This is a genomic window from Kutzneria sp. NPDC052558 (assembly GCF_044547355.1).
In the GTDB taxonomy this organism is placed as follows: Bacteria; Actinomycetota; Actinomycetes; order Mycobacteriales; family Pseudonocardiaceae; genus Kutzneria.
In genome coordinates, this window is the sequence record NZ_JBIUAG010000038.1 from 33,745 (window position 1) to 60,728 (window position 26,984).

The window sequence follows — 26,984 nt, forward strand, 5'->3', positions numbered from 1 at the left end:
TCCTCGGTCCGCTCAGTCCAGGGCCCGGCGCATGAATCCCCGGACTCCGATCGCCCCGAACAGCCCGATCGCGCCGACCAGGACCAACAGGGAGATCCACAGCGCGATGTTCTGGCTGTTGGGCAGGAGCACCGCCCGCATGGCCTCGCTGGCGTAGGTGAGCGGGTTGAGCGCGCACACCACCTTGAACCAGAGCAGGTCGTCGTTCAGCGAGGACCACGGGAACTGGGTCGAGCCGGTGAACATCAGCGGCGTCAGGATGACCGCGAACATGATGTTGATCCGGCGCGGGGGCACCGAGGTGCCGATCACCATGCCGATGGCCGCCCCGGCCAGGGAACCCAGCACCAGCACCACCAGCACGAGCGGCAGGCTCGACGCCGGCCAGGTCAGGCCCAGTATGGCGAACCCGATGGGGATCATCAGGATCGCCGCCAGCAGCCCGCGCATCGCGCCGAACACCATCTTCTCCACCGCGACCATGGCGATCGGCATCGGCGCCAGCAGCCGGTCCTCGATCTCCCGGGTCCACGAGAAGTCCAGCACCAGCGGCAGCGTGGTGTTCTGCAGCGCGCCGAGGAAACCGTTGAGCGCCACCACACCCGGCAGCAGCACCTCGCTGAAGTTGCCCTGCACGAAGCCGATCTGGGTGAGCACCTTGCCGAAGATGAACAGCGTGAAGAACGGCTGGATGACCACCTGGGCCAGGAAGCTGGGCAGCTCCCGCCCGGTGACGAAGATGTCCCGTCCGAGGACGGCGTTGAAGGTGCGCAGGGCCGTCACCGGAGTTCCCTTCCCGTCAGGTGGATGAACACGTCCTCCAGGCTGGGCTTGCCCAGCGCCAGATCGCTGACCTCGCAGCCCAGCTCGCCGAGCGCGCTGAGCGCCGAGGGCAGCACCACGGCCGCGTCGAAGTCGGAGTAGAGCCGGAACTGGCTGGTCCCCGGCGGTTCGCCGTTCCCGCCTGCGCCTCCAGGCCCTGCGCCCCCAGGCCCTGCGGCTCCGGACATACCGCCGCCGCCAGGCATGCCCATCCCCGGCGGAGCCCCACCCGGGAAGCCGCCGTTGGCCGCGGCGATCTGCTCGACCCGCTCCACACCGTCCACAGCGGACAACTTCGCCGTCACCTCGCCGGCCGCGACCCCGCCGAGGTTCACCGTGAAGGTGATGGTCGTGCTGCCCGGCAACGACTTCGTCAGCTCCGTCGGCGTGTCCAACGCCAGCAGCTTGCCGTGGTCGACGATGCCGACCCGGTCGCACAGCTTGGCCGCCTCGTCCATGTCATGGGTGGTCAGCACGACCGTGACGCCCTCGGACCGCAGCTGCGCCACCCGGTCGTGCACGAACAGCCGGGCCTGCGGGTCCAGCCCCGTGGACGGCTCGTCCAGGAACATCACCTTCGGCCGGTGCATCAGCGCCCGGGCGATCATCACCCGCTGCGCCTGGCCGCCCGACAGCGTGTCGATGGCGGCCTTGGCGTGGCCGGTGAGCCCCATCCGTTCCAGGATCTCGTCGGCCAACCGGGTCCGCTCCGCCCGTGCCACGCCGTGGTAGGCGGCATGGAACAGCAGGTTCTGTCGGACGTTCAGCGACCGGTCCAGGTTGTTGCGCTGCGGCACCACGGCGAGCACCTGCCGGGCCCGCTGCGGATCGGCGACCACGTCGACACCCTGCACCAGCGCTTGACCACCGGTCGGCAGCACCCGGGTGGTGAGCACCCCGACCGTCGTGGTCTTGCCGGCGCCGTTCGGCCCCAACAGTCCGAACACCTCACCGGCGCGGACGGTGAATCCCAGCCCGTCCACCGCCGGTCTCGGGTTCTTGCCATACCGCTTGACCAGCTCCTCGACCACGACCGCGTCAGTCACCGCGCCACCTTAGGTCGGCCAGTTAATGGGGGCAACCCATTTCTTTCCCTCCGGCCGATCCTCTGCCCGTCGAGGTCACCCAACCGGGCAGCGCGAGTCCATCACGCGACACGGCCCCGCCCGCACGGCTCCGGTTCGCCGTGCGGCATCGCCTCCCGTCGCACGGCACCGGTTCCCGGAAGGCCGCCGGGCCGTGCAGCCCAGCGGGCCCGCAACCGATCCGGACTGAACCACCCGGCCGCACCGCAACCCGGCTGGGACATGCTGCCCAGCGCGACCGCGCGGCGCAGCCTTCTGTCGCCGCCTAGGGTCACCAGCCGCCGGGCAGCGGTCGGCCCTCGGCGAAGCCGGCCGCCGACTGCACGCCCAGGACCACCAGGTCGTGGAACTCCTCCAGGTTGTGCGCACCCGCGTAGGTGCACGACGAGCGCACACCGGCGCAGATGGCGTCGAGCAGGTCCTCGACCCCCGGCCGCTGCGGGTCCAGCCGCATGCGCGAGGTCGAGATGCCCTCCTCGAACAGGCCCTTGCGGGCCCGGTCGAAGGCGTTGTCGCCACGCGTGCGTGCGCCGACAGCCCGCTTCGAGGCCATGCCGAACGACTCCTTGTACGGCCGGCCGGCCTCGTCCCGCTGGAGATCGCCGGGCGACTCGTAGGTGCCGGCGAACCAGGACCCGACCATCACACTGGACGCCCCGGCGGCGAGCGCGAGCGCCACGTCCCGAGGGTGCCGCACACCGCCGTCGGCCCACACGTGCTTGCCCAGCGCGCGGGCCTGCGCCGCGCACTCGGCGACCGCCGAGAACTGCGGCCGGCCGACGCCGGTCATCATCCGCGTGGTGCACATCGCGCCCGGCCCGACACCGACCTTGATGACGTCGGCCCCGGCCTCCACCAGGTCCCGCACGCCGGCCGCGGTGACCACATTGCCCGCGACCACCGGCACCGACCCCAGGTCGAGCTTGCGCACCGCCTGGAGCGCGGTGAGCATCTTCTCCTGATGGCCGTGCGCGGTGTCCACGACCAGCACGTCCACCCCGGCGTCGAGCAGCTCCGCGGCCCGGGCGGCGACATCGCCGTTCACCCCGGTCGCGGCCGCGACCCGCAGCCGCCCCCCGGCGTCCAGCGCGGGCGCGTAGATCTCCGCCCGCAGCGCGCCGACCTCGGTCAGCACGCCGGCCAGTCGGCCGTCGCCGTCCACACCCAGCGCGACCTTGGTCGACCGCCCGTGGAGCCGGTGGAAGACCTCCCGCGGCGCGGTGTCCATCGGCAGCGTCACCACATCCGGGTTGGCCACCTCGCCGACCCGCGTGAACCGGTCGACGCCGTGGCACGCGGCCTCGTCCACTACACCCAGCGGCCGGCCCTCACCGTCGACCACGACCACCGCCCCGTGGGCCCGCTTCGGCAGCAGGTTCACGGCGTCCGCGACCGCGTCACCGGCCCGGAGCACCAGCGGGGTGTCCCAGACCGTGTGCCGGGCCTTCACCCAGGCGGTGATCTCGGCGACCGCGTCGGGGGCCACGTCCTGTGGCAACACCACCAGACCGCCCCGTCGGGCGACCGTCTCGGCCATCCGCCGGCCGGCCACCGCCGTCATGTTGGCCACCACGATCGGAATCGTGGCGCCGGTGCCGTCGGAGGTCGCGAGGTCCACGTCGAACCGCGACTCCACGGTGGAACGGCCCGGGACGACGAAGATGTCGTCGTAGGTGAGGTCGTACTGGGGCTCATGCCCGTCAAGGAAGCGCACGAGACTCCAGAATACGGATCGGTCAGCCCGGCAGCAGCGCTCGGACCTGATCGATGGTGTCGGCCTCGCTCACCTCCTTGTCCGGCCGGTAGCGCAGGACCCGCGCGAACCGGAGCGCCACACCGCCCGGATAGCGCGGGCTCACCTGCACGCCGTCCAATTCGATCTCCACCACGATCTCGGGCCGCACGGTCACGACCCAGTCGCCAGAATCCACGGCGATCTCCTGGAACGCCTTGGTCTGCCAGGCGAGCAGCTCGTCGGTGAGGCCCTTGAAGGTCTTGCCCACCATCACCGGCGGGCCGCCGTCCGGATCCCGGGCGCCCAGGTGCAGGTTGGAGAGGTAGCCGCGGCGCCGGCCGTGCCCCCACTCGGCGGCCAGCACCACGAGGTCCAGGGTGTGCACCGGCTTGACCTTCTGCCACGACTTGCCGCGCCGGCCGGCCGCGTACACCGAGTCCAGCGCCTTGACCATCACCCCCTCGTGCCCGGCGGCATGCGCCGCCGCGGCGATCTCCGCGGCCTGGCCGGCGTCCGGCTCCACCGCGCCCGGAATGCGGAACGGCCCGGCGACCCGCTCCAACGCGGCCAGGCGGTCGCGCAGGGGCAGGTCGAGCAGGTCGTCGCCGTCCAGGTGCAGGCAGTCGAAGTAGTAGGGCCGCAACAGCAGCTCCCGGGCACTGGTCGCCCCGAACCTGCTCATCGTCTCCTGGAACGGACGCGGCCGGCCGTCGTCGTTGAGTGCGAGCGTCTCCCCGTCGAGCACGACCGACTCGCAGGGCAGGCCGCGGACCTGCTCGACGAGTTCGGGCACGCCCGCGGTGATCTCGCGCAGCGTCCTGGTGTAGATGTGCACCTCGGATCCGTTGCGATGCACCTGGATCCGGGCTCCGTCGAGCTTGTACTCGACGGTGACCTCGCCCAGCTCGGCCAGCGCCGACTCCAGCGACTCGGCCGGCGAGGCCAGCATCGGCCGGACCGGCCGACCGACTTCGAGTCCGAACGCGGCAAGTGCCGCCGCGCCGCCGGACCTCGCCTGCTCGGCCGTGGTGTGCAGCCGGCCGCTGAGCATGAACGCCCGGCGGACCTCGCCGACCGGCACGTCGAACGCGGCTGCCACCGCGTCGGTCATCACCCCTTCCAGTGCGCCTTGCCGGAGTTCCCCGGTCAGCAGCCGGAGGAGGAAGTCCTGTTCCGGCGCCGTCGCCCGGGCGAGCGCGGCGGTCAGCAACTCGCTGCGCCGCTGGGTCGATCCCTTCCCACTGGTGGCCGCGACCTGGGTCAGCAGGTCGTCGACGTCGAGGATGGAGAGGTCCGGCTCGGCCGCGGCCGGCACCTCGATCGAGACCAGCGTGCGCCAGCCCGCGCCGACCTTGCCCTGCCTGGGCAGGCCGACCAGGAACGCGGTGGCCGCTTCCACTTCGCGTGGGTCGTCAAGCTGCCGCAGCAGCTCGCTGAGCGCGGCCACCTTCGCCAGCCGGGACCTCGTGGAGGTCACGGCCGCTGATGTCGAGACGACGTCGGCGAAGCGCATGGGCCCATCTTGCGCCCACACCCCGACAATTTCCGCGCACGCGGCCGACGGGGCGATTGAGCATCGCTCGGTTTGATCAAAAAGGCGGCCTCGGCCTGCGGGAGCACGGAATTGTCAGGGGCGCAAGGCAAGGTGGGATGCGACCGGTCCGCGTCCCGCGGAGAGACCTGGATCGGTCGCCGGGCCCGATTGCCAGGAATGGGGTGCATAGTGGGTCAGGTCGACACGGAGAGGAGGGGATCTATGACACAACGGAGGCGATGACGTCCACGGCCGACCGGAGGCGATCCGGGCCGAGCGACGCGTAGCCGACGACCAGACCCGGGTAGGGCGCGATCCGTCCACTCGGGACGTACCCGGACAGCGCCATCGCGTTGACCCCGCTCGCGGCGAGTGCCCGCTGGAGCGCGGCGTCGTCCACGCCGTCCGGCAGCCGCAGCACCACGTGCAGACCCGCCGCCACACCGACGGCCTGCCACGAGGGCAGCCGATCCGCCACCGCTGCGAGCAACGCGTCCCGACGCCGCCGGTACAGCGTCCTGGTCCGCCGCAGATGCCGTTCGTACCCACCCGTCCGCAGCATGTGGGTGAGCGCGGCCTGGGGGAGCGGGCTGCCACCCATGTCGTTGTAGTGCTTGGCGTCCACGATCGACGGGCGCAGCACGGGCGGCGTGATGAGCCAGCCGATGCGCAGCGCCGGTGACAACACCTTGCTGACGCTGCCGAAGTAGGCAACCCGCGTCGGGTCGAGCGCCTGCAACGCGCCCATGGCATGCCGGTCGTACCGGTGCTCGGCGTCGTAGTCGTCTTCCAGGATCAGGCCGTCGCACTGGCGGGCCCACGCCACCAGCGCCCGCCGGCGCTGTGGGTGGAGGACGACGCCGAGCGGGAACTGGTGCGCCGAGGTGACGTGCACGGCACGGCAGCCGGACGCGGTCAGGTCGTCGACTCGGATGCCGTGGTCGTCGACGGCGATCGGGACCGGGCGCAGGCCGTACGCGGCGAACAGCGCGCTCTGGCCCGGATGGCTCGGGCATTCCACGGCGATGCTGGTGTGGCCGGCGGCTCGCAGCACGCGGGCCACCAGGCCCATGCCCTCGGCGACACCGTGGGTGATCACGACGTCCTCGGCGTCGGCCGCGACCGCGCGGACCCGGCCCAGGTAGCCGGCCAGCTCGGCCCGGAGTTCGGCCAGCCCCGCGAAGTCGGGGTAGCCGAGCGCCTCGTCGGGCAGCGCGGCCAGGCCCGCCTTGGTCGCCGCCACCCACTCGGCGCGGGGGAAGGCACTCAGCGCCGGGATGCCGGGCCGCAGGTCGTAGCGCCAGCGGACGGGGCGGTCCGGTGTCGCCGATGGCGGCGGCGAGCCGCACTCGGCGTCGGCCACCAGGGTGCCGGACCCGTGCCGTGCGACCAGGTAGCCCTCGGCGATCAGCTGGGCGTATCCGGCGGTGACGGTGCCGCGGGCCACGCCGAGTTGGCCGGCGAGGTCGCGGCTGGACGGCAGCCGGGTGCCTGGCCGCAGGCGGCCGGTGCGGATGGCCTCACGGAGCGCCGTCTCGAGGGCTCGGCCGCGGCAGCGGGCGGGTTCGGCCGAGACGGCGGGCAGCAGCAGCTCGCGGGTGGACGGTGTCGTGTTCGAGGTCATGGATACGGCGCTCCGCCGCCGGGCGGTTGTCGGTCGACTGGGCACACCAGTCGAGCATGCCCGGCCCGCGGCCGCACCCGTTTCTGGCCAGGGAGCGCGCGTGGCCCTTCCGCGGGTGAGCGTCCGCGCCGAGAGCGTGCGTGCTCGCCAGGGTGGGGCGCTCCAGGGTGGGGCGCTGGGGTTATGCGGCGGCCGGGGTCTCGGTGATGAGGGCGCGGCCGGCGGGGGTGAGCACGGCGGGCAGGCGCTCGTCGGGTGGGCCGGGGTGGCCGGGGCGGATGAGGCCCTGGTGGGCGAGCATGCGGGCGGTGAACTGGTCGCAGCAGGGCACGCCGTCGACGAACAGGTCGGGCTCGGTGCTGCCGGTCAGTTGGGCCCGGCCGGCGGCGATGGCGCGCAGGATGGCCAGCACGCGGTGGTTGACCGCGGGCGGTTGTGAGGTCGCGTGCGGTGCGGTCATGTCAGTCCTCCCAGTGCGGTGGCCGCACCTGTGATGGCGACCACACCCCCGATAGGCAAGAGCGCGAACCGGTCGTCGAGATGCGTCACGACCATGGTCGGTCCGGACCGGTTGGGCGGGTCCCTAGTTGTGCCGACGGAAGTGGTCCGTCAACGGGAGCCTCAAGTGGTGCAAGTGGGCGGACCAGTTGGGCGCAGACTGGAGGCATGGCGAACTCGGGGGACCTCAGGGCGGTCACGTTCGGCGCGGGGAGCATCCTGCTGGTCGGCGCGTCCTTCCCCGTGACCGGGCTGCTCCAGGGCTACCCGGTGCTGAGTGGACAGGCGCTCCGGTACGCGATCGGCGGGCTGATCCTGCTGGGTGTGCTGCTGGCGCGCGGCCGGAGGTTGCCGATGCCGAGCCTGCGAGACCTGGTCGGACTGTTCGGCATGGTCGTGGCGGGCATGCTCGGCTTCAATGCGGCCATCCTGTTCGCGGAGCGCTACGCCACACCGGGATTCGTCACGGCCATCGTCGGCTGCACACCGTTGGTGCTGGCGATCGCGGTGCCGTTGCTGGGAAAGCGACGGCCGGCGGTGGCCGCTGTCGTGGGGGCGGCGATCGTGGTCGGGGGCGTGGCGGTGTTGACGGGCGGCGGCTCGTGGCACGGCCCGGGGCTGCTGCTCGCCCTGGCCTGCATGGCCGGCGAGGTGCTGTTCACGCTGTGCGGGATCGGGCCGGTGAAACGGTTGGGCGCCATGGAAGCGTCCACATGGGCCAGTTTCATCGCGGCCGCCGGCGGGGCGGTCATCGCGACCATTGTGGACGGTGGCGGGGCCTGGCGGATGCCGACGCTGACCGAGGCGACGGCGTTGGTGGTGCTGGGAGTCTTCGTCACCGCGGTCGCGTTCACCGGCTGGTACACGTGCGTGGCTAGGATCAGGGCGGACCGGGCGGGTGTGCTGGTGGGGTTGATGCCGGTGTCGGGGCTCGTGGTCTCGGTGCTGCTGCACGCCCAGGCGCTGACCGTCACCGCGGTGGTGGGTGCGGCCGCCGTCGCCGGCGGCTGCACCCTCGGCCTCTACCGCCGACGGGTCAGCGCCCGCCGCGAGCCATCCGAAGCACGTCCAGCGCTTCGTCCAGCTGCTCGACGGTGATCTTGCCGCTGTCGACGTGCCCGCGGGCCAACACGACCTCGCGGATGGTGCGCCGCTCCTTCAAGGCCTGCTTGGCGATCGAGGCCGCCTCCTCGTAGCCGAGGTAGCGGTTGAGCGGCGTGACCACCGACGGGGAGGACTCGGCGTACTCCCGCATGCGGTCCACGTCGGGCACCGCGCCGGCGATGACCTTGTCGGCCAGCAGCCGCGCCACCGCGGCCAGCAGCCGGGCCGACTCGAGCACGTTGCGGGCGATCACCGGCAGCATCACGTTCAGCTCGAAGTTGCCCTGGGCGCCGGCGAAGGCGACCGCCGCGTCGTTGCCGATCACCTGGGCCACGACCATCATGGTCGCCTCCGAGATCACCGGGTTGACCTTGCCCGGCATGATCGACGAGCCCGGCTGGAGGTCGGGCAGGGCCAGCTCGGCCAGCCCCGTGCGCGGCCCGGAGCCGAGCCAGCGCAGGTCGTTGGCGATCTTGAACAGGGACACCGCGACGGTCCGCAGCTGCCCGGAGATCTCGACCACGCCGTCTCGGCTGGCCTGCGCCTCGATGTGGTCGCGGGCCTCGGTCAGCGGAAGGCCGGTCAGCGAGGCCAGTTCGGCCGCGACGGCGGCCCCGAAGCCCTCGGGCGCGTTGAGCCCGGTGCCCACGGCCGTGCCGCCGATCGGCAGCTCACCCAGCCGCGGCAGGCTGGCCTGGAGCCGCTCGACGCCGTAGGAGACCTGAGACGCCCAGCCGCCGGCCTCCTGGCCGAGTGTGATCGGCACGGCGTCCATCAGGTGCGTACGGCCCGACTTCACCACGTCGGCCCATTCGGAGGCCCGCTGGCGCAGCACCGCGACCAGGTGCTCCAACGCCGGCACGACATCGCGCACCACGGCCTCGGTGGCCGCGACGTGGATGGTCGTCGGGAAGGTGTCGTTGGACGACTGGGAGGCGTTCACGTGATCGTTGGGATGCACGTCGCGGCCAAGGGCCCGGGTGGCGAGGGTGGCGATCACCTCGTTGGCGTTCATGTTGGACGAGGTGCCCGAGCCGGTCTGGAACACGTCGATCGGGAAGTGCTCGTCGTGCTGGCCGTCGGCGACCTCGCGCGCCGCGGCCACGATCGCGTCGGCCATGTCCCGCGGCAGCACGCCCAGGCGCTGGTTCACGGTGGCGGCCGCGGCTTTGAGCAGGCCCAACGCCCGGATCTGCGAGCGCTCCAGGCCCCGCCCGGAGATCGGGAAGTTCTCCACGGCGCGCTGCGTCTGCGCCCGCCACAGCGCCTCGGCGGGGACCTTGACCTCGCCCATCGTGTCGTGCTCGATCCGGTACTGCTGCTCAGCCATGCTTCGAGTCTGGACCTCCGCGCGGGCGGCGGCAGCGTGGCATGCAGCACGCCGAAGTCCCGGAATATCCCGCGACCTGCTCACGCGCGCGCCGGCGATCGCACTAGAGTCGATGGTGTTCGCGATCACTGCCTCCCACCACAGGCGGAAAGCGGGGCCAACGGCCATGGATGACATCGAGGTTGATCTTCTGGTGGTCGGCGCCGGCCCGGTCGGGCTGTTCGCCGCCTACTACGCGGGCTTCCGGGAGCTGTCCACGGCGCTGGTGGACGCGCTACCCGAGCCGGGTGGCCAGGTCACCGCGATGTACCCGGAAAAGATGATCTTCGACGTGGCCGGCTTCCCGGCGGTCCGCGGCCGGGACCTGGTCTCCGCGCTGGTCGAGCAGGCCGCGCAGTGGAAGCCCCGCTACCTGCTGGGCCGCCAGGCCCGCACGGTCGAGGAAGGCGAGAGCGGCCTGGTCGTCGGCCTCGCCGACGGCAGCACCGTGCGCGCCGGCGCGGTCCTGATCACCGCCGGCATGGGGGAGTTCAACCCGCGCCCGCTGCCGGCCGGCGACGGCTGGGTCGGCAAGGGCGTCGTGTACTTCGTGCCCTCGCTGGAGGCGCACATCGGCCAGGACGTGGTGATCGTCGGCGGTGGCGACTCGGCGTTCGACTGGGCGCTGGCGTTGCACCCGATCGCCAACAGCGTGACGCTGGTGCACCGCCGCGCGGCGTTCCGGGCGCACGCGGCCACCGTCACCAAGGTGCGCGAGCTCGGGGTGCCGATCATCACCGACGCCCAGGTGACCGAGCTGCGCGGCGGCGAGAACGGCCTGCTGGCCGAGGTGGAGATCGAGGTCAAGGGCGGCGGCCGCAAGGTGCTGCCGGCCCAGACGGCGGTCGCCGCCCTGGGCTTCACCGCCGACCTGGGGCCGATCGAGTCCTGGGGGCTGAAGCTGGACCACCGCGCGGTGTCCGTCGACACGACCATGCGCACCGCGCGGCCCCGGGTCTACGCCGCCGGCGACGTGGCCACGTACCCGGGCAAGGTCAAGCTGATCGCCACCGGCTTCGGCGAGGCCGCGACCGCGGTCAACAACCTCGCCGTGGAGCTGAACCCCGAGGCGCACCTGTTCCCGGGGCACTCCAGCAACGACGGCTGATCAGGCCACCACTTCCACCGGGTCGCCGACGTCCAGCGAGGCGTAGAACTTCGCCGACGCCGCCAGCGACAGGTGCACGCAGCCGGCCGACGGCCGGCTCAGGCTGCCCTCGTGGAAGGCGATGCCGCCGGCCGCGAAGAACACCGAGTTCTCCATGGGCGCGTTGTTGAACTCGCTGCTCTTGTGGTGCTTGTCCTTCCACTCCACGTGGAAGAAGCCGTTCGGGGTCGGCTCCGAGGCCTTGCCCGGCATCATCGGCACCGGCCCGTAGCTGACCACGCCGTTGGTGATCAGCCACGCCTGCCCGCTGCTCTTGCTCACGCACGCCGCCATGGTCGCCAGGCACGGCGTGCCCGGCGCCTTGCCTACCGGCTTGGGCTTCGTGGTGGTGGTCGGCTTCACCGTCGTCGTGGTGGTCGTCGGCGGCGGGGTCGTGGTCGTCGTTGTGGTGGTGGGTGCCGTTGTCGTGGTTGTCGTGGTGGTGGTGGTCGTCGTCGCGCTGGCCGAGGTGCTCGCCGGCGAGGCGTTCGACGCCAGGTCCACACCGGTCGAGCACGCCGTCATCAGCCCCACGGCCCCCACCGCGGCCAGCGCTAACGCGATCTTGTTCACCCGCACGCCAACTCTCCCCTACGACACCGGAAACACGTCGATCACCAGCAACGACGCGACACTGTATGCGGGGGTTGTCGCGAGAACTCCGTTACTTCGTAACGGTTGGAGCTCCGATCGGCTACGGCAGCGGCGGCAGGGCCGACCCCTCGGCCGAACGGTCGAAGTCCACATTGGAGTACTCACGCAGCTTGGTCAGCCGGTGGAAGCCCTCGATCACCCGCACCGTCCCGGACTTGGAGCGCATCAGGATCGAGTGCGTGGTGCAGCCGCCGGCCCGGTACTGCACGCCGCGCACCAGGCTGCCGTCGGTCACGCCGGTGGCGCAGAAGAACACGTTGTCGCCGCGCACCAGGTCCTCGGTGGTGAGCACGCGGGTCAGGTCGTGCCCGGCGTCGATGGCCTTCTGCCGCTCGGCCTCGTCCAGCGGCCACAGCCGGCCCTGGATCTCGCCGCCCATGCACTTCATGGCGCACGCCGTGATGATGCCCTCCGGCGTGCCGCCGACGCCCAGCAGCAGGTCCACGCCGGTGCCCGGGCGGGCCGCGGAGATCGCGCCGGCCACGTCGCCGTCGGCGATGAAGTGGATCCGGGCCCCGGCCTCGCGGACCTCCTTGACCAGCTGCTCGTGGCGGGGCCGGTCCAGGATGCACACCGTGACGTCCTCGACGCCGCTGTGCTTGGCCTTCGCCACCCGGCGGATGTTCTCGGCCACCGGCGCGGTCAGGTCGATCACGTCCGCGGCCTCGGGGCCGGTGGCGATCTTCTCCATGTAGAACACGGCCGACGGGTCGTACATGGCGCCGCGCTCGGCCACCGCGAGCACCGCGACGGCGTTGGGCATGCCCTTGCTCATCAGCGTGGTGCCGTCCACCGGGTCGACGGCCACGTCACAGTCGGGGCCGTCGCCGTTGCCGACCTCCTCGCCGTTGAACAGCATCGGCGCGTTGTCCTTCTCGCCCTCGCCGATCACGACCACGCCGCGCATCGAGACCGTGCCGATGAGCTTGCGCATGGCGTCCACGGCGGCGCCGTCGCCGCCCTCCTTGTCGCCCCTGCCCACCCAGCGGCCGGCGGCCATCGCGGCGGCCTCGGTCACGCGGACCAGCTCCATCGCGAGGTTGCGGTCGGGTGCCTCCGGCGCGCGCCGGGGCTCGGTGGTGGTCATGGCGGCCTCCTGTCTGCTCGTGGCAGGACTACCCGAAAATCCTCGCAGATCACCCGGCCCGGACCGGCCCGTGATCGATTCCGCGGTGAGAAACAGCACCCGATGCGGAGCCGAAGCGCCAGCTTGAGACGATGGCCGGGTGCCCGACACGCAGACGCCCGCCCCGCAGAAGCCCGGACGCGGCGCGCAGACCGCCCGCGACATGGTGCTGTCGCTGGCCGCGCTGCTGCTGATCCTGCTGGCGGTGCTGGGCTTCAGCAACAGCTGCCAGTTCAGCCCGGGCGGGCCGACGATCGACACCAGCACGGTGCCGACGGTGGACGTGCACAGCGCGCTGTCGGGGGTCGCCGCCGGCATGGACTTCCCGGTCCGGGAGCCGAAGCTGCCCGGGGGCTGGCGCGCCAACTCCACCGACACGATCTCCATCGGCGCCGGCGCGCAGGCCCGGCCGGTGGTCCGCGTCGGCTGGCTCGCACCGGCCGGCGGCTTCCTGCGGCTGTCCCAGACCCAGGGCGGGGCGGTCGACCTGGCCGCCTCGGAGACCGACGACCCCAAGTCGCAGCCCACCGCCACCGGCACGATCGACGTGGCCGGCGTGAACTGGACGATCTATCCGGCCCGCCGCAACGAGACGTCCTGGCTGGCCGAGGTCGGCGGCGTGCGGCTGCTGATCTCCGGCAACGGCAAGGACGCCGATTTCCGGACGCTGGCCCAGGCCGTCCAGACCGCGACGCCGCTGCCCGCGAAGTAGGGCGCTAGCCCTCGGCGACGTCCTCCTCGACGACGGCGAGCGCGGTCTCCACCCGCTGCCGCGCGCCGGCCAGATGGGACTCGCAGATCTTGGCCAGGGCCTCGCCGCGCTCCCACAGCGCCAGCGAGTCCTCCAGCGACAGCCCACCCGCCTCCAGCTTGCGGACAACATCGGCCAACTCGTCGCGCGCGGCCTCGTAGCCGAGCGTCGGTTCCGTCATGTCGCGCTGGTTCCCATCTGCGCCCTGGTTCCCGTCTGACCCTGCACCCGGACCACAACCGCCGCGACGGCCTGGTCGTATCCGACGAACGCCTCGGCGAACTCGGCGCCGTCGCCGTCCTGCGCCGCCTCGCCGATGCGGTCCTCGGCATCGGCCACGCGGCGCCGGTGCACCGAACCGTCGCCGTACCACCACTGCGTCCCCACGTAGACCGAGGTCGCCTCGGTCAGCTCGCGGAGACGCGAGGGTAACGCCCGGCGGCCGGGGTAGTCGCAGCCGGCCAGCATGGCGGTCCACGTGTCCACGGCGGCCGTGTTCGCGGCCTCGGCGCAGTACTGCACCACCCGGGCGCTCCGGGTCAGCTCGGACTGTTCGGGGCTGTCGGCCGCGGCTCTCGCGGTGGCCACCGTCAACGGGAGGAACGTGGGTTCACGCGCCGGGTATGGCACCCCTACCTCCGCTCACGGGTGTCGTCGTCGGGCACGACGGCACGGATCGCCCCGTCAACGAGCCGCACCCGCAGTTGCGTTCCCGGTCGGGCGTCGTCCACGGACCGGAGCACGGAGGTGGCCCCGTCCTCAGCCACGCTCTGCACCACGGCGTATCCACGGGCCAGCGTGGCGGCTGGTCCGAGGGTCGTCAAGCGTGAACGGATGGCGGATTGGGCACGCTCTTCGTTGCTCAGCATCGACCGGATCTCCCGGCGGCCGCGCTCACGCAACGTGTTCACGTCGTCGGCGCGTCGTTGCAACGGCGTGAGCGGATCGGCCAGCACGGGACGACTGCGCAGCGCGTCCAGCAGCCGCCGCTCGCGGTCCACCCATCCGTGCAGGGCCCGCCGGGTGCGGTCACGCAGCTGGCGGATCCGCTGGGTCTCCTCGGCGACGTCCGGCACGACCCGCTTGCCGGCGTCGGTCGGGGTGGAACACCGCAGGTCAGCGACATGATCGAGCAGCGGCGTGTCCGGCTCGTGGCCGATCGCGCTGATCACCGGCGTGCCGCAGGCCGACACCGCCCGGCACAGCGTCTCGTCGGAGAACGGCAGCAGATCCTCGACGCTGCCGCCGCCGCGGGCGATCACGATGACGTCCACGCCCGGGTCGGCGTCCAAGGTCTTGAGGGCGGTCATCACCTGCGGCACCGCGGTCGTGCCCTGCACAGCGACGTTGATCACCCGGAAATGGGCCGCCGGCCAGCGGCCACGGGCGTTGGTCAGCACGTCCCGCTCGGCGGCCGAGGCGCGGCCGGTGATCAGGCCGATGGTGTGCGGCAGGAACGGCAGCGGCCGCTTGCGGCGCGGGTCGAACAGGCCCTCGGCGGCCAGCAGCCGGCGCAGCCGTTCGATGCGGGCCAGCAGCTCGCCGATGCCGACCTGGCGGATCTCGTCCACCCGCAGGCTCAGCGTGCCGCGGCCGGTGTAGTAGCTGGGTTTGCCGTGCACCACCACGCGGCTGCCGTCGGTCAGCGGCGGCTCCATGCCCCGGACCAGCTGGGTGGAGCACGTCACCGAGATCGACACGTCGGCGCTGGTGTCACGCAGCGTGAGAAACGCGGTCGCAGTGCCCGGGCGGGCCGAGATCTGGGTGACCTGCCCCTCGACCCAGACGGCGCCGAGCCGGTTGATCCAGTCGGCGATCTTGCGGGTGACCGTGCGCACCGGCCACGGCTGCTCGGCGGTGGTCGGTCCGGGAGCGGTCACAGGCCCACCTCGCTAGCGCTCGGCGGGTCTGCGACCCAGGTCCCTGTGCTCAATGGTGACCTCGCAAGCTCGGTCACAGGCCCACCTCGCTAGCGCTCGGCGGGTCTGCGACCCAGGTCCCTGTGCTGAATGGTGACCTCGCAAGCTCGGTCACAGGCCCACCTCGCTAGCGCTCGGCGGGTCTGCGACCCAGGTCCCTGTGCTCAATGGTGACCTCGCAAGCTCGGTCACGAGTCGGCGTTCTCCTGAGCCCGGACGGTGGCGATACGCCTGGTCAGCATGCCCAGATAGGCCGGTCGGGCGGCGTGCTCGCGCTCGTAGGCCTGCAACTGCTCCAGGTCGTCCAGGGTGAGCCGGCGCAGCCGGGCCCGCAGCTGCGGCACCGACAGCTCGTCGTACTCCGGCAACGCGGCCGGGCCGCCGGCGGCCACCTCGTCCTCGTCGCCGGTGTCCTCGTGCTCGGACACCGCGCGCTCCTCGGCCAACCAGGGGTCGTTGACCTCAGGTTCGACCGGGGACGGGACGGGGTCGTCCTCGTCCTCGTCGAAGGTCGCCCATTCCGGGGTCTCCTCGACCGGACGCAGCGAGGCCAGCGCGTCGTCACCCTTGATCGCGAGCTCGGTGACCCGCTGCTGCACCCGCATGGACAGCTGCAACGCCTGGCTGACCACCGTCACCGGCAGCCCGGTCAGCTGCTCGGGGAGCTTGCGCGCCTGCTCGACCGCGGTGACCGCGAGCCCGGCGGCGATGCGCACCGGCAGCGGCAGTGACGACTTCATGGCGTCTAGCCTGCCCCAGTCGGCCCGTCCTGCCCAGTTTTCGGTGGCGAACGGGTGACGAAACGAACGCCGCTGACTGCTGCACCCCGCTGGCGCTCGGTGTCCGCATTCGCGGACGCGCTGTGGTGAATGGCTAGCTCGCTCACGCGGAATGCCCGTCCCCGCGCCGGTACCCTTGGGCCATGACCACGTCAAGCCCAGCTGCTGACCGGCCCAAGCGCGTGTTCCTGGCCAAGCCACGCGGCTACTGCGCGGGCGTGGACCGGGCCGTGGTGACCGTGGAGAAGGCGCTGGAGACCTACGGCGCCCCCGTGTACGTGCGCAAGGAGATCGTGCACAACAAGTACGTCGTGGAGACCCTCCAGGACCGCGGCGCGATCTTCGTGGACGAGACCGACGAGGTGCCCGAGGGCGCGCTCGTGGTGTTCTCCGCGCACGGCGTGTCCCCGGCCGTGCACGAGGAGGCGGCCGCCCGCAACCTGCGCACCATCGACGCCACCTGCCCGCTGGTGACCAAGGTCCACCAGGAGGCCAAGCGCTTCGCGCGGGACGACTACGACATCCTGCTCATCGGCCACGAGGGGCACGAGGAGGTCGAGGGCACCGCCGGCGAGGCCCCCGAGCACGTGCAGCTCGTGGACACCGCCGAGGACGTGGACAAGGTCGAGGTCCGCGACCCGTCCAAGGTCATCTGGCTGTCCCAGACCACGCTGTCGGTGGACGAGACCATGATCCGGGTCGAGCAGCTCAAGCAGCGCTTCCCGGACCTCCAGGCCCCGCCGAGCGACGACATCTGCTACGCCACCCAGAACCGCCAGGTCGCCGTGAAGGCCATGGCCCCCGAGTGCGACCTGGTGCTGGTGGTCGGCTCGCAGAACTCCTCCAACTCCAAGCGGCTGGTCGAGGTGGCGCTGCAACACGGCTCGCAGGCGTCCTACCTGATCGACTACGCCAAGGAGATCCAGGAGGAGTGGCTGGACGGCGTGCGCACGGTCGGCGTGACCAGCGGCGCGTCCGTGCCGGACATCCTCGTCCACGAGGTGCTGGCCTACCTGGCCCAGCGCGGCTGGGGTGACGTGGAAGAGGTCACCACCGCCAACGAGAAGATCGCCTTCCAGCTGCCGCGTGAACTCCGCAAGGACCTCGTCTGAGTTGTTGGCGCTGTGCTCATGCGCCGCGTGCCGCGGCGGGCTCGGCCCCCGGGTAGCCGGCGCTGTGCTTTTGCCGCGCGTTCCGCGCGGGGCTCGCCCCCGGGCAGCCGATGCCTCGCCCTCGCCGGATTTCGCCCGCCGCATCCGGCTTGAGTGGTGGGCGCGTCGGGTGGCGGCGGGCGAAATCCGCCAACCGTGCGAAGCATCGGCGGGGCCTCGCACTCTCCTGCGTTGGCGGCCGAGGACTGGTGACACGAAAGCGCCCTTCGTTGCATCCAGTGCGACGAAGGGCGCTTTCGTTTGCGGCTCAGTAGTCGTCGTCGGGCCGACGGGGCCGACGCGGCGGGGGCTGCGGCGGGCGGCCCTGGCCACCGCCGCCGGGACGGCCGCCACCGCCGCCACGGCCCGGCGCGGCCGGGCGGGGCGGCACGGCACCACGCTGACCGCCAGGGGCGGGACGGCCGGGAACGGCGCCACGGCCCGGCGGCACCTGCCGCGGCGGGGGTGGCGGCGGCTGCCGGTCACGGTCGATCCGCTCACGGTCCGGTCGCTCGCCCCGCGCAGGAGGCGGCGGCGGGGCCGGCCGCGAGCGCGCACCGGCCGGCCTCGGGCCCTGGTCACGGCGCGGCGGCTCCCGGTCGCGCCCGGGATCGCGGTCCTCGCGGCCCGGCGGGTCGCGGCGCACGGACCGGGCCGCCGGCGGGAAGTCCTCGTCCTCGTCGATCTTCGGCTTGCGCTGGAGGATCAGCCGGATCGCGCCGACCACCACCGTGAGCACGGTGGCGATGGCCATCACCGGGAAGTTGCCGATCAGCGGCGGGCCGATCGCGATGGCCTTGGCGGCCAGGCCGCTGCTGCCGCCGCTGGAGAACAGCACCAGCACCACGCCGGCCACCACGATCATGATCAGCGGCGGCTGCACCATGGGCCCGAACAGGCTGCGCCGCCGCACGAAGGTCACGGCCAGCACGCAGCCGAGCGTGTACAGGACCTGGAACGGCAGTCCCAGTGTCTTGTTCGTCAGCTCGGCGAACAGCGCGCCCACCGCGGTCAGGGCGAGCGCTGTCAGGACCGCGCCCCACCAGGGCATGGCCCGTGAGCCGAACGCGGGCGCGTCCCCCCATGAGGAGGTCCGCGGCTCGGTGTCAAGATCGCTTCGGCGATCGCGCGTGGCGGTCACGAGACGACACGGTAGCCCGTTTGTGTCGCGAAGCTTGTGAACGCTCCGTGAGAAGAGCCGGCAGTCACCCCTCCGGGCTGTCGAGAGTGCCCCGAGGAGCGGCGAAACTGGTCAGTTGATCACCGTCCGTCCGTTGTTTGCTCACCGTTAAGCGGTTCGGCCATCGGGGTAAAGGGTCCGGCCGTGACCTCGTCCGCGCGCCGCACCGTCGTCAGCGGCGTCGGGCTGCCGGCGGCGTCGGTCAGCGGCTGCACCGCGCCCCGGAAGCCTTCCAGCGCGTCCAGCTCACGCCTTCGCGCGGACAGGAAGCGCTGTAGGTGCGTGCTCGACAGGTTGACCGAGTCGATCGCCGTGTTCGCGGCCCGATGCGCCACCGAGGCCTGGCTGCGCACCTGGTCCACGTCGTCGGCGATGGCCCGCTCCGTCGCCGCGAACAGCGCCGCCGACGCCAGCACCGCGAACCCGGTCGGGCCGCACAGGAACACGCGGCGGTCCAGCAGCCAGCGCAGCAGCTCCGGATCGGTGTCCATGGCCGCCACCACCGCGGCGTCCGAGGGCACGAACATCACCGTGCCGTAGATCGCGTCGGCCCAGCGCGCATAGCCCTTGCCCGCCAGCTCCGCCGCCCGCGACCGGATGTTGCGCACGTGCACCCGCAACGCGTCGGCCCGCTCGTCGGCGTCGTCGGTCTCCATCGCCTCGGCCCAGACGACCATGCTCATCTTGGCGTCCACCGGCACCTGCCGGCCGCCGCCCACCGCGAGCACCAGGTCCGGCCGGATCTGACCGCCGCCGGCCAGGTCCGCCTGCAACGTGAAGTGCAGCCCCTCCCGCAACCCCAGCGTGCGGGCCGTCTCGACCAGCACCTGCTCGCCGAGTTCACCCCTTCCGGTGATCGAGGAGAACGCCACCTCGTACCGGCGCAGCGTCGCCTGCTGCCGGTCGAACCGCGCCCGCTCGGCCTCCACCGCGGCGAACGCCGCGTCGGTGCGACGCACGCTGTCCTGGTACATCCGCCACAGCAGCACCAGGCCACCGGCCAGCAACAGGGCCAGCACGATCGCCGCGGTGCTGATCACTTCGGAGCTCACGGTTCGAGAGTGCCACCACCCCCTGACAACCCGGTCGCCGCTCCCTGTGTCACGGGTGTCGTCCGGCGCACAGGCGACGCGCCGGGTGGGGTCCCGGGCGTTGCCAGGTTCAGCCTTTAGCTTGGGATTCCATGCGGGTCCTGCACACCTCCGACTGGCACGTCGGCCGCACTTTTCACGGCCGAGACCTGCTGGCCGACCAGGAGCTGGTCCTCACCGGGCTGGCGTCCCTTGTCGAGCGCGAGCGGGTGGACGTCGTGGTGGTGGCCGGCGACCTGTACGACCGGGCGATGCCGTCGGCGGAGTCGATCGAGACCTGTGGCCGGGTGCTGGCGGCGATCCGCGAGGCCGGCGCGCAGATCGTGATCACGCCGGGCAACCACGACTCGGCCCAGCGCATCGGCGTGTTCGGCGCCTTCGCCGCGGCCGGCGGCCTGCACCTCAGGACCAAGCTGTCCACGCTGGACACGCCGGTCGTGCTCGACGACGTCGCCTTCTACGGACTGCCCTATCTGGACCCGGAACCGGCCCGGCACTCGCTGGGCGTCGACGGCCGGGGCCACGCGGCCGTGCTGGGTGAAGCGATGCGCCGGATTCGTAGCGATCTGCGCAACAGAAGCGGCCTTGGCACCATGGTTCTCGCCCATGCCTTCGTGACCGGCGGCGAGCCGTGCGAGTCCGAACGCTCCATTCGCGTCGGCGGCATCGACCACGTGCCCGGCTCGGTTTTCGACGGCGTCGACTACATCGCGCTCGGCCATCTGCACGGCGCCCAGAAGCTGGCCGAGAACCTGCGCTACTCGGGCAGCCCGCTGGCCTATTCCTTCTCCGAGGCGCGGCACCGCAAGCAGGTCCTGCTGGTCGACCTTGACAGCTACGGACTGCACAAGGTCACGCAGGTCGAGCTGCCTGTTCCGCGCCGCCTGGCCACGGTCAGCGGCACCCTTGACGATCTTCTCTCCGACCCCCGGCACGCCGGTCTGGAAGAGTGCTACCTGTCGGTCGCGGTGACCGACCACGTACGACCCCTTGACCTACAACGGAAGTTGCAGGAGCGGTTCCCGTACGCCGTGCACGCCGAGTGGCGTCCCGACGGCGGCCGGGCCGCGGCCGACCTGCGCTACGCCGACGCCGTGCGCGGCCGCAGCGATCACCAGATCGCCGCCGGCTTCGTGCTCGACGTCCGGGGCAGCGAGCCGTCCGGGTCGGAGTTGTCGTTGCTGGAACGGGCTTTCCGGGAGGTGGAGACGGAATGAGGTTGCACCGCTTGGAGTTGTGCGCCTTCGGCCCCTACGCGGGCCGCGAGGCGGTGGACTTCGACGTGCTCGGCGCCGACGGCCTTTTCCTGCTGCACGGCGAGACCGGCGCCGGCAAGACCACGCTGCTCGACGCCGTGGCGTTCGCCCTGTTCGGCCGGGTGCCGGGCGCGCGCGGCGACGTCAAGCGGCTGCGCTACGACAACGCCGACCCGGACCTGCCGACCCAGGTGGTCCTGGAGCTTTCCGTTCAGGGGCAGCGGCTTCGGCTGGCCCGAAGCCCGGAGTACGACCGGCCCAAGCGCCGCGGCGACGGCTTCACCACGCAGAAGGCGACGGCCTCGCTGACGTGGCTGAGCTCCGACGCCGAGGGCATCACCCGCAACGACGAGGTCGCCCGCACGGTGGAGCGGCTGCTCGGCATGACCGCCGAGCAGTTCTTCCAGGTCGTGCTGCTGCCGCAGGGCGAGTTCGCGCGGTTCCTCCGTTCGGACACGTCCGAGCGGGAGAAGCTGCTGGAGAAACTGTTCGGCACGCAGCGTTTCCACGACGTCGAGCAGTGGTTCCGTGAGCGCCGGACGGTGGTCGGCCGCAAGGTCGAGCAGCACCGTGCCCAGGTGCGGGAGCAGGTCGCCCGTACCGCGCAGGCGGCCGGCGAGCAGATGCCGGACGAGGCGGCCGAGTCGTGGCTGACCGAGTTGTCGGACCGGGTCGCCGCCGAGGTCGCGACGGCCGAGGCTGCCGAGTCGGCGAGCCGGGAACAGGTGCGGCTCGCGGAGACCGAGCTGGCGCGACGACGTGCGCTGGCCGATCGAGTACGCCGCGTGCGGCGGGCGACCGAGCAGATCGCGAGCCTGCCGGCCGGGGAACGGGACGCCTGGCGCGCCGAGCTGGCCGCCGCCCGACGCGCCGTCGGGGTCAAGGCGGCCTACGAAACCGCACGCCAGGTCGAGCGTGAGCTGGCCGAGGTGCGGGAGCGTGAGCGCGCCGGAATTCGGCGGCTCGGCCCGGTCATCGTGGAGGACGATCCCCGTGGTCAGGCGGGGCGTCTCCGCGAGGAGGCCGGGTCGTTGCGGCAGCTGGTCGCCGAGGCCGAGCAGTTAACGGCTGACCAGCGGCGGATCCGGCAACAGGACGCCCAGCGCGAGCAGTTGGAGTCCGGCATCCGGCAGCTCGCCGGCGCCCTCACGCAGCTGCCGGACCAGCTGAGCATCGCTCGGCAACGACTCGACCAGGCGCGGGACGCTCGCACCCGGTTGGACAGCGTCGAGGACCGCTGGAAGCAGCTGTCGGAGATCGCGGTCGACGCGGATCGGCTGCCGGCGCTGGAACGGGCGTTGGAGCGGGCCGTTGCCGGCGACCGCCGGGCCGTCGACGAGCATCAGGCGGCGTACGACCGGTTCCTGGACATCAGACAGCGCCGCCTGGACGGGATGGCGTCCGAACTGGCCGCCGGCCTGGTGCCTGGTGGTCCGTGCCCGGTCTGTGGTTCGGCCGAGCACCCGGCGCCGGCCCGTGCCGCCGACGGTTCCGTCACCCGGGAACAGGACGCCGCCGCGCAGCGCGCCGAGCAGGAGGCCAAGCAACGCCGCGAGCAGGCGGCGGCGCGGCTGCGGTCCGCAGAGCAGGAGTGCCTCACGCTGCGGGATCAGTTGGCCGGCAAGGACGCCGAGTCGCTGAAGGCCGATCTCAAGGAGCTCACCGACGAACGGGACGAGCTGCGCAAGATCGCCGCCTGGGTGGACCGGCTGGTCGCCGAGGTGGCCCGGCTCGAGGAGGAGACGCGGCGGCAGACCGAGCGGCACGCCGAGGCCGAGCGGCAGTTCGCCGTGGTCGTGTCCGAGCTGGCCACGCTGCGGGAGAACGTCGGCGAGCGAGCCGAACGGGTTCGGCTGGCTCGTGGCGAGTTCCCGGACGTGGCCGCCCGGCGTGAGCACCTGATCTCCGTGGCCGACTGCGTCGATGCCGTCGCCACGGCCAGGGACGAAGCCGTCGCCGTGGAGAAAAGGCTGGCGGCACAACGGGAAGCCGTCGCCCAGGCCGCCGTCGCGGCCGGGTTTGACGACGTGCCCACGGCCATCGCCGCCGTGCGCTCCGAGTCCGCTGTCGCCGGCCTTGAACGGCGGCTGGACGAGGCGCAGAAGGTCGAGGACGCGGCGCGTGGAGTGCTGGCCGAGCCCGAACTGGCCGGCATCGACCCGACGACGGAAGTCGACGTCGTCACGGTCGAAACCGAGGCGGCGCAGGCTCGCGCCGCCCTGGAGGCCGCCGTGGCCACGCTGCGGTCGGCCCAGCAGCGCCGGACCGAACTGGCCGAACAGGGCGCCCGGCTGCGCTCGACGTGGGCCTCGCTCGGGCCGGTGCTGGCCGAGTACGACGAGCTGGACGCGCTGACCGACGTGGTGATCGGCCGGGGCCAGAACGCCCGGGCCATGTCGCTGCGGTCGTACGTGCTGGCCGCCCGGTTGGAGGAGGTCGCCGTCGCCGCCTCCAACCGGCTGCGCCGGATGAGCCAGGGCCGCTACGAGTTCGTGCACTCCGACGCCGCCGGTCCGCGCGGCACCCGGGGCGGTCTCGGGCTCGACGTGCTCGACGACTACACCGGCCGTGTCCGGCCGGCCAAGACGCTGTCCGGCGGCGAGTCCTTCCTCGCCTCGCTGGCCCTCGCGCTGGGCCTGGCCGACGTGGTCGCCGCCGAGACCGGGGGCGCGTTGCTGGACACCCTCTTCGTGGACGAGGGTTTCGGCACCCTCGACCCGGAGACCCTCGACATGGTCATGGACACGCTCGACGAGCTGCGGGCCGGCGGCCGCGTCGTCGGGCTGGTCTCGCACGTCGAGGAGCTGCGGCAGCGCATCCCGACCCGGCTGCGGGTCCGCAAGGCCCGCGCCGGCTCCCGATTGGAGGTGGTCGCCTAGGCAGCCGGCTCTCAGGGGACCCCTGTCCGCGGAAAGCGCGGACCTAGTCGAGCCTGGGTTGTTTCTGGGGGACGCCCCCCAGACCCCCGACCCGGGCTTCGCCCGGACTTCCGGATGTAGCCTCCCCATGACCTCTGGCAGCGGGCTTCTCGTGGTCGAGCAGCCAGCGCTTGATCTCCGAGCCCCAGCGGAAACCGCCGAGCGTGCCGTCGGTGCGCAGGACACGGTGGCAGGGCACGAACAACGTCGCGGCGTTCTGCGCGCAGGCCCCCGCGGCGGCCCGCACCGCGGAAGGTCGACCGGCCAGCTCCGCGTACTCCCGATAGCTGACCGGCTTGCCGGCCGGGACGGTGCGCAGCACGCGCCAGGCGTGCTCGCGGAACTCGCCGGACCGTTGCAGCACCTCGATGTCGTCGATCACCAGCAGTCGACCCGCGTGATAGTCGCGGACGGCCTTGGTGACGTGGCCGAGCTCGGCCCTCGGTTCGATCTCGGTCGGCCGTAGCGACGGCTGCACCTGCGGGAGCAGGTCGCCGAGATCGGCGGTCCAGCCCGAGGCCAGCACGACGTCGTCGGCGTTGACGACCGTGGTGAACGGCCCGATCGGGGTGTCCACAGTGGACGAGTACGCGGTGGTCACGTCGAACTCCTGGGGATCGGTGGGGTCGAGTGGGCGGCCCGCCACAGGTGCATGCCGGCGTACGAGCGCCAGGGTCGCCAGGCCCGGCCTCGGGTCGCCAGGCCGTCCGGGTCCGAGGGCAGGCCGAGGTTGGCCGCGCCCTTGAGCAGAGCCACATCGGTGGTGAGCAGGACGTCGGGGGCGCCGAGCACGCGCATCAGCACGTAGCCGGCGGTCCACGGCCCGATGCCGGGCAGGGCCTCGAGCTCGGCGCGTAGCTCCTCCGGGTCGCGGCCGACGTCGACGGTCAGCGTGCCGTCGGCCAGCGCCGCGCAGGTGGCCAGCACCGTGTCGATGCGTCGGCGTGGGCCGGTCAGCACCGACGCGCCTTCCTTGGCGATCGCCTCGGGGGTGGGGAACAGCCTGGTCAGCGTGCCGTCCGGGGCTTCGAGCGGCTCGCCGAGCCGTTCGGTGAGCCGGGCCAGCGCGGTGCGGGCGGCGGCCACCGTCACCTGCTGGCCGAGCAGGGCCCGCAGCACGATCTCCGGGCCGTCGACGGCTCCCGGCAGGCGGATGCCCGGCGTCTTCGCCACCGACGGCGCCAGGTCCGGGTCGGCCGCGAGCAGGTCGTCGCAGGCCATCGGGTCGGCGTCCAGGTCGAACAGGCGGCGCACCCGGGTGACCGCGCTGCCCAGGTCGCGCAGGTCGGTCAGGCGCAGGGTGCATTCGACGTGCTGCGGGGTCGGCGTCAGCCGGACGGTCGCGCTGCCGTGCGGCAGCCGCAGCGCGCGGGCGTAGCTGTCCTCGGTCGCCTCCTCCACCCCTGGGATCGCCCGGGCCTGGAGAAACGCGAGCACGCCCGTCGCGTCCATCGGCGGCCGGAACGGCAGCCGCAGCGAGATGACGCCCGGGGTCGCCTGCTGGTGCTTGCGCTTGGCCGCGCCGTCCCGCAGCTGGGACGGGGTGACCGCGAACACCGCCCGGACCGTGTCGTTGAACTGGCGGATGCTGGCGAAGCCGGCCGCGAACGCCACGTCCGAGAACGGCAGGTCGGTGCTCTCGATCAGCAGCCGGGCCGAGTGCGCCCGGTGCGCCCGGGCCAGGGCCAGCGGCGGGGCGCCGAGCTCCGCCGTCAGCACCCGGGTCAGGTGCCGCTCCGAGTAGCCGAGGCGGCGGGCCAGGCCCGGCACGCCGTCGCGCTCCACCACGCCGTCGGCGATCAGCCGCATGGACCGGGCCGCCAGGTCGGCGCGCACGTTCCAGTCCGGCGAGCCCGGGACCGCGTCCGGCAGGCAGCGTCGGCAGGCCCGGTAGCCGCCGGCCTGGGCGGCCGCTGCGGTCAGGTAGAACTCCACGTTCTCCCGCTTCGGGCGCACCGCGGGGCAGGAGGGCCGGCAGTAGATGCCGGTCGTGCGCACCGCGGTGATGAAGTGGCCGTCGAAGCGCGCGTCGCGGGAGGCGACGGCACGGTAGGCGCGTTCCGGATCGATGAGCACGGTAGGAATGCTGCCAGCGTTGACCGCCGCCGGCTGGCGGTTTTCGGACACGAGCGTCGGGCCGCGTAGACTGCTCCGTCGTGAGTCTCACCCTCGGCATCGTCGGTCTGCCCAACGTCGGCAAGTCGACCCTGTTCAACGCGCTGACCCGCAACGACGTGCTCGCCGCGAACTATCCGTTCGCCACCATCGAGCCCAACGTGGGCGTCGTCGCGCTGCCCGACCCGCGGCTGGACAAGCTCGCCGAGCTGTTCAAATCCGAGAAGATCGTGCCGGCCACCGTGTCCTTCGTCGACATCGCCGGCATCGTCAAGGGCGCTTCCGAGGGCGCCGGGCTCGGCAACAAGTTCCTGGCCAACATCCGCGAGGCCAACGCCATCTGCCAGGTCATCCGGGTGTTCGACGACCCGGACGTGGTGCACGTGGACGGCCGGGTCGACCCGTCGTCGGACATCGAGACGATCAACACCGAGCTCATCCTGGCCGACCTGCAGACCCTGGAGAAGGCGCTGCCGCGGCTGGAGAAGGAGGGCCGGACGCACAAGGACCGGCGGCCCGCCTTCGAGGCCGCCGCCAAGGCCAAGGAGATCCTCGACGCCGGCCGGACCCTGTTCCAGGCCCAGGCCGAAGTGGACGTTGCGCTGCTCAAGGAGCTCAACCTCCTGACCGGCAAGCCCTTCCTGTACGTGTTCAACGCCGACGAGGGCGTGCTCACCGACGAGGCCCGGCTGAAGGAGCTGCGCGAGCTCGTCGCCCCCGCCGACGCCGTGTTCCTCGACGCCAAGGTCGAGTCCGAGCTCATCGAGCTCGACGCCGAGTCCGCCCGGGAGCTGCTGGAGTCCATCGGACAGCTCGAGCCCGGCCTCGACGCCCTGGCTCGCGCCGGCTTCCACACCCTGGGCCTGCAGACCTACCTCACCGCCGGGCCCAAGGAGTCCCGCGCCTGGACCATCCCCCAGGGCGCCACCGCTCCCCAGGCCGCCGGCGTCATCCACACCGACTTCGAGCGCGGCTTCATCAAGGCCGAGGTCATCTCCTACGACGACCTCGTCGCCGCCGGCTCCGTCGCCGCCGCCCGCTCCGCCGGCAAGGCCCGCATGGAGGGCAAGGACTATGTGATGGCCGACGGCGACGTGGTCGAGTTCAGGTTCAACGTCTAGCCTCA

General features: G+C 72.2%; 24 protein-coding genes. 7 read left to right on the forward strand and 17 right to left on the reverse strand.

Annotated features, from left to right (window positions below):
- Nucleotides 1–12: 12 nt before the first annotated feature.
- From ACIG5F_RS41890 to ACIG5F_RS41915, 6 genes are all read right to left on the reverse strand, one after another.
- The gene (locus tag ACIG5F_RS41890; RefSeq protein ID WP_396525771.1) at nt 13–783 is read right to left on the reverse strand and encodes an ABC transporter permease; all 771 of its coding nucleotides are present in this window, start codon (nt 781–783) and stop codon (nt 13–15) included.
- The gene (locus ACIG5F_RS41895) at nt 780–1,868 is read right to left on the reverse strand and encodes an ABC transporter ATP-binding protein (protein WP_396525773.1); all 1,089 of its coding nucleotides are present in this window, start codon (nt 1,866–1,868) and stop codon (nt 780–782) included. Before ACIG5F_RS41895 ends, ACIG5F_RS41890 begins: the two co-directional genes overlap by 4 nt.
- 310 nt (nt 1,869–2,178) lie before the next feature.
- Entirely contained in the window at nt 2,179–3,621 is a 1,443-nt protein-coding gene (locus ACIG5F_RS41900) for a GuaB1 family IMP dehydrogenase-related protein (protein WP_396525774.1), read from the reverse strand.
- 22 nt (nt 3,622–3,643) lie between these two features.
- Complete coding sequence (locus ACIG5F_RS41905; RefSeq protein WP_396525775.1) at nt 3,644–5,155, reverse strand: ATP-dependent DNA ligase; 1,512 nt, start codon at nt 5,153–5,155, stop codon at nt 3,644–3,646.
- A gap of 241 nt (nt 5,156–5,396) precedes the next feature.
- Nucleotides 5,397–6,800: a PLP-dependent aminotransferase family protein gene (locus ACIG5F_RS41910; RefSeq protein WP_396525776.1), complete on the reverse strand. Its 1,404-nt coding sequence runs from the start codon at nt 6,798–6,800 to the stop codon at nt 5,397–5,399.
- 181 nt (nt 6,801–6,981) lie between these two features.
- On the reverse strand, nt 6,982–7,260 hold the full coding sequence (locus ACIG5F_RS41915; protein WP_396525777.1) for a hypothetical protein: 279 nt from the start codon (nt 7,258–7,260) through the stop codon (nt 6,982–6,984).
- 206 nt (nt 7,261–7,466) lie between these two features.
- Here ACIG5F_RS41915 and ACIG5F_RS41920 point away from each other — a divergent pair, with 206 nt between their 5' ends.
- Nucleotides 7,467–8,396: a DMT family transporter gene (locus tag ACIG5F_RS41920; RefSeq protein WP_396525778.1), complete on the forward strand. Its 930-nt coding sequence runs from the start codon at nt 7,467–7,469 to the stop codon at nt 8,394–8,396.
- Here ACIG5F_RS41920 and ACIG5F_RS41925 read toward each other — a convergent pair.
- On the reverse strand, nt 8,335–9,732 hold the full coding sequence (locus ACIG5F_RS41925) for a class II fumarate hydratase (protein WP_396525779.1): 1,398 nt from the start codon (nt 9,730–9,732) through the stop codon (nt 8,335–8,337). The two genes, ACIG5F_RS41920 and ACIG5F_RS41925, sit on opposite strands and share 62 nt — an antisense overlap.
- A 166-nt stretch (nt 9,733–9,898) precedes the next feature.
- On the opposite strand from ACIG5F_RS41925, the gene ACIG5F_RS41930 reads away from it, so the two are divergent.
- Nucleotides 9,899–10,879: an NAD(P)/FAD-dependent oxidoreductase gene (locus tag ACIG5F_RS41930; RefSeq protein WP_396525780.1), complete on the forward strand. Its 981-nt coding sequence runs from the start codon at nt 9,899–9,901 to the stop codon at nt 10,877–10,879.
- On the opposite strand, the gene ACIG5F_RS41935 is transcribed toward ACIG5F_RS41930, so the two are convergent.
- Both ACIG5F_RS41935 and glpX read right to left on the reverse strand, forming a co-directional pair.
- Nucleotides 10,880–11,497, reverse strand: a complete 618-nt coding sequence (locus ACIG5F_RS41935) for a L,D-transpeptidase (RefSeq protein WP_396525781.1) — start codon at nt 11,495–11,497, stop codon at nt 10,880–10,882.
- Nucleotides 11,498–11,612: 115 nt separating this feature from the next.
- The gene (glpX, locus tag ACIG5F_RS41940) at nt 11,613–12,659 is read right to left on the reverse strand and encodes a class II fructose-bisphosphatase (protein ID WP_396525782.1); all 1,047 of its coding nucleotides are present in this window, start codon (nt 12,657–12,659) and stop codon (nt 11,613–11,615) included.
- 139 nt (nt 12,660–12,798) lie between these two features.
- Between glpX and ACIG5F_RS41945 the strand changes: the two genes are divergently transcribed.
- Nucleotides 12,799–13,410 carry a DUF4245 domain-containing protein gene (locus tag ACIG5F_RS41945; RefSeq protein ID WP_396525783.1) on the forward strand — a complete coding sequence of 204 codons (612 nt, stop codon included), beginning with the start codon at nt 12,799–12,801 and terminating at the stop codon, nt 13,408–13,410.
- A gap of 4 nt (nt 13,411–13,414) precedes the next feature.
- Here the strand turns inward: ACIG5F_RS41945 and ACIG5F_RS41950 are convergent, their stop codons facing one another.
- The 4 genes from ACIG5F_RS41950 to ACIG5F_RS41965 form a co-directional block, all read right to left on the reverse strand.
- Nucleotides 13,415–13,630 (reverse strand): exodeoxyribonuclease VII small subunit, encoded by a 216-nt coding sequence (locus ACIG5F_RS41950; RefSeq protein ID WP_396525784.1) that lies wholly within the window; start codon nt 13,628–13,630, stop codon nt 13,415–13,417.
- Nucleotides 13,627–14,037 carry a sugar ABC transporter substrate-binding protein gene (locus tag ACIG5F_RS41955; protein WP_396525854.1) on the reverse strand — a complete coding sequence of 137 codons (411 nt, stop codon included), beginning with the start codon at nt 14,035–14,037 and terminating at the stop codon, nt 13,627–13,629. Before ACIG5F_RS41955 ends, ACIG5F_RS41950 begins: the two co-directional genes overlap by 4 nt.
- Nucleotides 14,038–14,081: 44 nt before the next feature.
- On the reverse strand, nt 14,082–15,329 hold the full coding sequence (gene xseA / locus ACIG5F_RS41960) for an exodeoxyribonuclease VII large subunit (RefSeq protein ID WP_396525785.1): 1,248 nt from the start codon (nt 15,327–15,329) through the stop codon (nt 14,082–14,084).
- A 227-nt stretch (nt 15,330–15,556) separates the two neighbouring features.
- Complete coding sequence (locus ACIG5F_RS41965) at nt 15,557–16,108, reverse strand: lipid droplet-associated protein (protein ID WP_396525786.1); 552 nt, start codon at nt 16,106–16,108, stop codon at nt 15,557–15,559.
- A 182-nt stretch (nt 16,109–16,290) separates the two neighbouring features.
- On the opposite strand from ACIG5F_RS41965, the gene ACIG5F_RS41970 reads away from it, so the two are divergent.
- A complete protein-coding gene (locus ACIG5F_RS41970; RefSeq protein WP_396525788.1) occupies nt 16,291–17,259 on the forward strand; it encodes a 4-hydroxy-3-methylbut-2-enyl diphosphate reductase in 969 nt (322 codons plus the stop codon).
- A gap of 307 nt (nt 17,260–17,566) precedes the next feature.
- Here the strand turns inward: ACIG5F_RS41970 and ACIG5F_RS41975 are convergent, their stop codons facing one another.
- On the reverse strand, nt 17,567–18,439 hold the full coding sequence (locus ACIG5F_RS41975) for a DUF6542 domain-containing protein (RefSeq protein ID WP_396525789.1): 873 nt from the start codon (nt 18,437–18,439) through the stop codon (nt 17,567–17,569).
- A gap of 119 nt (nt 18,440–18,558) precedes the next feature.
- Nucleotides 18,559–19,530 (reverse strand): DNA recombination protein RmuC, encoded by a 972-nt coding sequence (locus ACIG5F_RS41980; protein ID WP_396525790.1) that lies wholly within the window; start codon nt 19,528–19,530, stop codon nt 18,559–18,561.
- A gap of 131 nt (nt 19,531–19,661) precedes the next feature.
- Between ACIG5F_RS41980 and ACIG5F_RS41985 the strand changes: the two genes are divergently transcribed.
- Together ACIG5F_RS41985 and ACIG5F_RS41990 are read left to right on the forward strand one after the other, a co-directional pair.
- The gene (locus ACIG5F_RS41985; protein ID WP_396525791.1) at nt 19,662–20,786 is read left to right on the forward strand and encodes an exonuclease SbcCD subunit D; all 1,125 of its coding nucleotides are present in this window, start codon (nt 19,662–19,664) and stop codon (nt 20,784–20,786) included.
- Nucleotides 20,783–23,704, forward strand: coding sequence for an AAA family ATPase (locus tag ACIG5F_RS41990; protein WP_396525792.1), 2,922 nt, complete (start codon nt 20,783–20,785; stop codon nt 23,702–23,704). Before ACIG5F_RS41985 ends, ACIG5F_RS41990 begins: the two co-directional genes overlap by 4 nt.
- Nucleotides 23,705–23,747: 43 nt before the next feature.
- On the opposite strand, the gene ACIG5F_RS41995 is transcribed toward ACIG5F_RS41990, so the two are convergent.
- Together ACIG5F_RS41995 and ACIG5F_RS42000 are read right to left on the reverse strand one after the other, a co-directional pair.
- On the reverse strand, nt 23,748–24,344 hold the full coding sequence (locus ACIG5F_RS41995; RefSeq protein WP_396525793.1) for a methylated-DNA--[protein]-cysteine S-methyltransferase: 597 nt from the start codon (nt 24,342–24,344) through the stop codon (nt 23,748–23,750).
- A complete protein-coding gene (locus ACIG5F_RS42000) occupies nt 24,341–25,819 on the reverse strand; it encodes an AlkA N-terminal domain-containing protein (RefSeq protein ID WP_396525794.1) in 1,479 nt (492 codons plus the stop codon). The genes ACIG5F_RS41995 and ACIG5F_RS42000 overlap by 4 nt, the downstream gene beginning before the upstream one ends.
- Before the next feature lie 80 nt (nt 25,820–25,899).
- Between ACIG5F_RS42000 and ychF the strand changes: the two genes are divergently transcribed.
- Nucleotides 25,900–26,979, forward strand: a complete 1,080-nt coding sequence (ychF, locus tag ACIG5F_RS42005; protein WP_396525795.1) for a redox-regulated ATPase YchF — start codon at nt 25,900–25,902, stop codon at nt 26,977–26,979.
- Nucleotides 26,980–26,984 lie beyond the last annotated feature (5 nt).